General features: G+C 59.4%; 4 protein-coding genes. 3 read left to right on the forward strand and 1 reads right to left on the reverse strand.

All coding sequences use genetic code 11. The annotated features are described in order from the left end of the window. Window positions 1–1,180: nucleotide sugar dehydrogenase (locus ABX749_RS15690; RefSeq protein ID WP_372896808.1), on the forward strand; the 1,180-nt coding region annotated here is incomplete at its 5' end. Then, window positions 1,180–2,292, forward strand: a complete 1,113-nt coding sequence (locus ABX749_RS15695; RefSeq protein ID WP_372896809.1) for a DUF3524 domain-containing protein — start codon at window positions 1,180–1,182, stop codon at window positions 2,290–2,292. The genes ABX749_RS15690 and ABX749_RS15695, both read left to right, overlap by 1 nt. A gap of 326 nt (window positions 2,293–2,618) precedes the next feature. Here the strand turns inward: ABX749_RS15695 and ABX749_RS15700 are convergent, their stop codons facing one another. After that, window positions 2,619–5,078 carry a hypothetical protein gene (locus tag ABX749_RS15700; protein WP_372896810.1) on the reverse strand — a complete coding sequence of 820 codons (2,460 nt, stop codon included), beginning with the start codon at window positions 5,076–5,078 and terminating at the stop codon, window positions 2,619–2,621. Between the two features lie 253 nt (window positions 5,079–5,331). Between ABX749_RS15700 and topA the strand changes: the two genes are divergently transcribed. Next, the coding region (gene topA, locus ABX749_RS15705) for a type I DNA topoisomerase (RefSeq protein ID WP_372896811.1) at window positions 5,332–7,085 on the forward strand (1,754 nt) is incomplete at its 3' end.

The following is a 7,085-nucleotide window of genomic DNA, read 5'->3' on the forward strand; positions in this document are numbered from 1 at the left end:
CAAGGTGAAGAGTTTGCTGGGCGGAAAAAGCTACATCAAGCACATCGACGATTCCAAGATCGCCGCTTGGATTGAAAAGAAGCTGTTCGATGCGACCGACGACATGGGGCGTCTGTCCGAGCCGGACGTGTTGTTGATCTGTGTTCCGACGCCGTTGGATGAAGCCCGCGATCCGGATTTGAAATACGTCGTCGGCACCTGCCAGGCGATTGCCAAGACGCTGCGCGCCGGGCAACTGGTCGTGCTGGAAAGCACCACCTATCCGACGACGACACGCGACGTGATGGTGCCGATTCTTGAACAGGCCGGGCTATCGGCAGGGAACGATTTCTTTGTCGCCTACAGTCCCGAACGCGAAGATCCGGGCAATCCCGATTTCTCCGCCGCCGGGATCCCCAAGGTCGTCGGTGCGATCAACGCAGATAGCCAGGCCTGTGCCGCGGCGCTCTACGAATCCGCCGTGGCCGGCGTGGTGCCGGTTTCCAATTGCGAAGTCGCCGAAGCGGCCAAGGTGCTGGAGAACATTTATCGCGCCGTCAACATCGCGTTGGTCAACGAGTTGAAAGTGCTGTTCGACGAAATGGGCATCGACGTCTGGGAAGTCGTCAACGCGGCCAAGACCAAACCGTTCGGGTTTCAGGCGTTTTATCCCGGCCCCGGGCTGGGCGGCCACTGCATTCCGATCGACCCGTTTTATCTTTCTTGGTTGGCACGCAAGCAAGGCTGTAATGCGCGGTTCATCGAGTTGGCCGGTGAAGTCAATCGCTCCATGCCCGCGTATGTCGTCTCGCGCACCTCGGAGTTCTTGAATGAGTTTCGAAAACCCGTCAACGGCAGCAAGATCTGTCTGTTGGGCGTCGCCTACAAAAAGGACGTCGATGATCCGCGCGAGAGTCCATCGTTTGAGCTGATGGAATTGTTGCTCGAACAAGGTGCCGAGCTGACGTACAGCGATCCCCATGTGCCCCACCTGCCTTCGATGCGGCACTACGATCTGCCGGAAATGCACAGTCAGACGCTCACCCCGGAATTTTTGGCGTCGCAAGATGCGGTGTTGATCGCAACCGACCACACGGCGTTCGACTACGAACAAATCGTCCGGCACAGCGCGCTGGTCGTCGACACCCGCAATGCGACCGCGGCGGTCAAGTCGCACCGCGAACGCATTCGTAAGTGCTGATGCAGGTCCTCGCGATCGAGCCATATTACGGTGGCAGCCATCAGGCGTTCCTGGATGGCGTGATCGCCGGCAGCCGGCACCGTTGGTCACTGGCCACGTTGCCGGCGCGTCACTGGAAATGGCGGATGCGATCGGCACCGGTGCAGCTCTGCCCGTTGGTTGCCGATTTGGTTCAATCACACGGCGTGCCCGAGGTGGTGCTGGCCAGCGACATGTTGGATCTGCCGACTTGGCTGGGGTTGGCGTCACGCGATGCCCGGTTCCGCTGGCTGGGTGACGTACCGGTGGTGACCTACTTTCACGAGAACCAGTGGGCTTATCCGCAAGCACCCGATGCCAGGACGGATCATCATTTCGGGTTCACCAATCTGTTGACCGCCGCCGCCTCCGATGCGTGTTGGTTTAATTCGGAATTCAATCGACGGACGTTTTTTGAGCTGTCACGTGACTTCATCAGCCGCATGCCCGATGCTCGACAAGCGATCGATCTGACGGAAATCGAGCACGCGAGCCGGGTGATCGCTCCGGGGTTTCGACCGCCGAAAATCCGTGACACCGCGAGTCGCGATGATGCACCGATCCGGTTGGGGTGGGTGGGGCGTTTCGAGCATGACAAGCGACCCGATCGGTTCTTGGCGTTGCTCGATTGTCTGACTGCTCAAGCGGTGCGATTCGAGTTGATTCTGCTCGGTCAGAGGGGACGCCGTCGCGAAGTGATCGATGAGATTCGCGCTCGCCACGGGGCATCGATTCTGTTTGACGACTACGCCGAGTCGCGCGACGCGTATGAAGCTCGGCTCGGCCAAATCGACGTCGTGGTCTCGACCGCCGAACACGAATTTTTTGGCATCGCGATTTGTGAAGCGATCTGGGCCGGCGCGATTCCGGTCACGCCCGATGGACTGAGCTATGTCGAGTACGTCGCGGAGTCACTGCGGTACGGGGCGATCGAACAGGCCGCCGAAATCATCAAGGGATTGCAAACGCCGGCGGACCGAGAGCGGCTGAGCGAGCGATGTCGCCGTAGGATTGCCGATTACCGAATCGATCGGGTCGTCCGTGCGATCGATTCGGCGCTGGAGACGGTTGGTTCGCGCTCTGGCGACGTTTGAATTAAGGATGCCGCGGAAAAGGGGTCAGGTACCAAAAATGCGAAGCACCCTACGGGCTATTTAGTTTTTGGTACCTGACCCCTTTTCCGCTCGTGGAAAACAAGCCCCACGGATGGCAGCGCGAACCCACGGATTTTTTGCACCCTGTCATCCGTAGGTTCGCGCTGCCATCCGTGGGCCCAGTCATCGTTTCATCGTTCCGCAAGTTACGACCTGGCGCTTTTTCGCGGCGGTGCGTCAACGCGTAGCGCATGTTGTGCATGCAGGCGGTGCGTCAGGCACAGCCTGACCTACAGATCACTTTCAATCGACAGGCGGCCGGTGCGTTACTGTGGCAATTGGTATTGCTCGAAGCCGGTTTTTTCATCGATGGTTTCGAAGAAACCTTGCTGGACTTTGCCGGCGGTGCCGTCGGACATGAACATTGCCATGATGCGTTCGGACTGCTGGGAAAAGATCGCCCGCAAGTCCGAGGTCGCCGGTTGCAAACTCGTGCGTTTGATGACGTAGTAAACCCGTTTGGGGCCGTTGGGAGCAACGACATGTTTGGCTCCGTCGGCATTGAAAACGGTTTTCATGAAGTCTTCATCGATCGAGTCGAGCTCGGGGATATTGCCGATGGTAAAGCTGCCGAAGCCGACCATGTTGAGCCACGAAAATGGTCCCAGGTCCTTGAAGTAATTTTCCTGGCGATCTTCGGGGACGAGTTCCTGCAGGGAGGTGCCGCCGTTGGCGGTTTCGGCCATCGCTTCGGCGGCCTGTTTGGCCAATTCGCGCGCTTGGGCGAAACGGATCGCGGCGACGACTTCGTCACGGACTTCATCAAGCTCGGGGGTGTAGGCTTCTTTCTCTTCCGTTTTCCAGCTCAGGTAGGTTCGCTGGGATTCCAAGTCGACCGTGGTCGCTGGCGTAAAGAGTTCTTGTTTGATCACTTGGCCTTCGACGCCGAACATCATCGCGGCAAAGGGGACGCCGCGTTGGGTCAGGGCGGTGCTCTCTTCGACGGAGTTGGCGATCGGTTCGTCGGCCAGCGCGACCGGGTCGAAGGGGCCGATCTTGCGATAGCTCAGTCCAAGCTCTTCGGCGAGGGCTTTCAAATTCGGACGTTCCGGCGGAGGCGTGGTCGCGTCGGTCCCGTCGCCGTAGATCGCGCGAGCCCGCGAGTACTTTCGCATCACGTTGCGTAGTTTGGCGATCGCCTGATCACGGGCTTCGCGGGCCGGGCCATCGACCATGGTTTGTGCGATCTGATCGCGCACCTCTTCAAACGGCCGGTAGCGCGGCTCCGGTTCGGCCGCTTCCATTTCTTCGGTCGCGGTTTCTTCGGCGGTGGTTTCCGGCTCTGCCGCGGTCTCGGTGGGGGTGGACTCGGGCTCGGTGGTCTCGGGCTCGGTCGCCGTTTCTTCGTCTTGCTGGGGTTCGTCTTGTTGGGAGCTGGCGGTTTCGGTGGAGACGTCGCTTTGCATCACGACCAGGCGAACGCCGTTGGGGGCAGAGTTGATCGCCGACTGGTCGTCGGTCTCGGGGGTGGCATCGTCCAGGTTGCCGGCTTCTTCGAGCTCTTTGGAAAACGTTTCGACTTGCTCTTGCTGGGCGGCTTGGGTGTCTTCGGCCGATTCGCTGTCGTCAGCAGCCGGGGTGTTTTCCGCCGGCGGCTCGTCGGTGGGTTCTTCCTTCATCTCCTTCGCTTCTTCCGCGGCGGGCTCGGAGTCAGCGGGCTCGGAGGCAGCGGGCTCAGCCGGAGGCGTCGTTTCGGCCGGTTCGGTCGTCTCTGGTTCCGTCATTTCCGGTTCCGTCGTTTCCGGTTCGGTCGTTTCCGGTTCGGTCGTTTCCGACAAGATCACGACATCCGCGGGCAACTGGAACGCTCCGCCGGCCTTGCGTCGTTCGTATTCGGCTTTGATCTCTTCTTCGGACAACTTGGCGACTTCGGCATCGCGAAACGCTTGCAGTTCACCGAGCACGTATTCAAAGCTCGCCGTTTCACGTCGGCGGAAGCCGGGTTCGGGGGATTGATCGTTGGGGTAACGATCTTTTCCGGCTTCGTAGACGGCGACGACTTCGGATTCGGAGGGGTTGGCGTCGGTTTCGGCGACGTAGTCATCGACCAGCACGCCGTAGGCATTGATGGTCGCTTTTTGGTTCAGTTTCAGGAAGTTGTTCCAGTGATCCAGCGGCGATTGCAGCGGGAACTGGCCGCGGGCGACGGTGGCGCTGGCACCGCGGAGGTAGAGGTTTGCCAGCAGCTGTTTTCGCAGCATGTCGTACAGCTGGTACTGGCCCATTTGGTTGTTCGTTTCGCGCCGCAGCAGCGCGAACATCTCTCGCTCGCTCAGCTTGCCGTCGGTGAATTGTTCCATCCAGATGTCCAGCGAGGTGTCATCGAGCGCAAAGCCTTGTTCCTGGGCTTCGGCGGCGAATTGCAGGGTCCGGATCGACATGTCGTCGCTGGGCGAGCCGTTGATTCCGACCGATTGGATCTGATTGGATTGTTGGTCGAAGGTAAATCCGGGGACTTTCGGAGTGCCCCCGCGGCGGATCGTCTCTTCGGCCAATTTGCGCAGGTACTGCACCGTGGCGTAATGTTTCTGGGTGAATCCGTTGACGCGGCTGGCCGTCAGCGACACGCCGTTGAACTCGGCCAGGACGGGATCGGTCATGCCGGGCCCGCTCCGCTGCATGTACTCCGAAACTGTCGGCAGCACCACAAAGGCGAACATGGCCAGCAGAATCAGGAAGGTCATCGTGACCTTTTGATTGCGTCGAAACAGCTCCAGAGGACTCATAGTGGGGGCTTTCGGAGTGGAGAAAAGGAACGGGGGTGCAGAAATGGGAAGCGGAAAGCGTATCGCCGCGTCTTTTCAAGGGTCAAGCCGGAATCACGCTAATTCGCGTTGCTTGCCGGCGGCTTGTCGGTTATCCAGACGCATCGCGGCGGCAGCTTCTTGAGCTTAGCGGATTGACGAGATCCTGCCTTCACCGCTACCACTAAACCGAGCGAACCCGATCTACCGACCCCGAGAACAACAGCTTTTTTTGATGGCAAAGAGCAACGGCAAGAGCCTGGTGATCGTCGAATCACCCGCAAAAGCACGCACGATCTCGAAGTTTTTAGGCGCGGCTTATCAAGTCGAAGCCAGCATCGGGCACGTCCGAGATCTGCCCGAAGGCAAGAAAGATGTTCCCGATAAGTATCGAGATCAGCCGTGGGCGTACCTGGGTGTGAACGTCGACGAGGGGTTCGAACCACTCTATATCGTGCCGACGGAGAAAAAAAAACACGTCAGCAAATTGAAGGCGGCACTGAAGGAAGCAGACAGCCTGTATCTGGCGACCGATGAAGACCGCGAGGGTGAGGCGATCAGCTGGCACCTTCACGAGTTGCTCAAGCCGAAAGTGCCCGTGCACCGACTGGTTTTCCACGAAATCACCAAAGAAGCGATCACCGACGCGCTCCAACACACCCGGGAGATCGACCAGGGGTTGGTCCGGGCACAGGAGACGCGACGGATTCTCGATCGCCTGTATGGCTACGACATGTCCCAATTGCTGTGGCGAAAGGTCGGCAGCGGGACCTCTGCCGGGCGGGTGCAAAGCGTGGCGGTGCGGTTGATCGTCCAGCGAGAACGTGAGCGAATCGCGTTCGTCAAAGCGACTTACTGGGACATCGACGCGGTGTTCCAAACCGGCAGCAACGAATCGCTGCCGGCGACCTTGACCCGGTACAACAACAAAAAAGTGCCGACGGGGAAGGATTTTGATTCCGAAACCGGCAAGCCGACCAAACCCGACTTGCTGTTGCTCAGTGAGCAAGAAACCAACGAGCTGGCCGAGACATTGCGGTCCACTTCGTTCGCCGTTTCCAAGGTCGAGGTCAAGCCGTTTTCCGAACGCCCCCGGGCACCGTTTACCACCAGTACCCTGCAACAGGAAGCCAACCGCAAGCTGGGATTTGGTGCCAAACGCACAATGGGTGCCGCCCAGAAACTGTATGAAAACGGTTACATCACCTACATGCGGACCGACAGCACGACGTTGTCCAAGGAGGCGATCTCGGCGGCCCGCTCGCTGGTCCAGTCCGTGTACGGCGAAAAGTACCTGCACCCGAGCGTGCGGGTGTACAAGGGCAAGGTCAAAAACGCCCAAGAGGCTCACGAAGCGATTCGTCCGGCCGGTACCAGCTTTCCAACCCCCGAATCGCTGCGTGGCCAGCTGGATTCGGATCAGTTCCGGCTCTACGACCTGATCTGGAAGCGGACGGTCGCCTGCCAGATGGCTGATGCCCGCAAACAGCGAATCAGCGTGGTGATCGAAGGCGGCGGTGCCACCTTCACCGCGACCGGGACCAGCATTCTGTTTGAAGGTTTTCTGCGAGCCTACGTCGAAGGCAGCGACAATCCCGAAGCCGAATTGGCCGACAAAGAGCGGATTTTGCCCAACGTTGCCGAAAACGATCCGTTGGTTCCCCAGTCGATGGATCCCAAGAGCCACACGACCCAGCCGCCGGCACGCTACACCGAAGCGTCGCTGACCCGGACGCTGGAAGAAAAAGGGATCGGTCGCCCCAGTACGTTCGCTTCGATCATCGGGACGATCACCGACGAACGCCGGAATTACATTTACAAAAAAGGCAACGCGCTGGTCCCCAGTTGGCGTGCGTTCAGCGTCACGCGGTTGATGGAAGAGCACTTCGGGACGCTGGTCGATTACCAGTTCACCGCCGACATGGAGGACTTTTTGGACTCGATCAGCCGCAACGAAGGCGGGGCGGAAGAGTACCTGCGGCGGTTCTA

It is taken from the genome of Stieleria sp. (assembly GCF_041595215.1).
Taxonomy (GTDB): domain Bacteria; phylum Planctomycetota; class Planctomycetia; order Pirellulales; family Pirellulaceae; genus Stieleria; species Stieleria magnilauensis.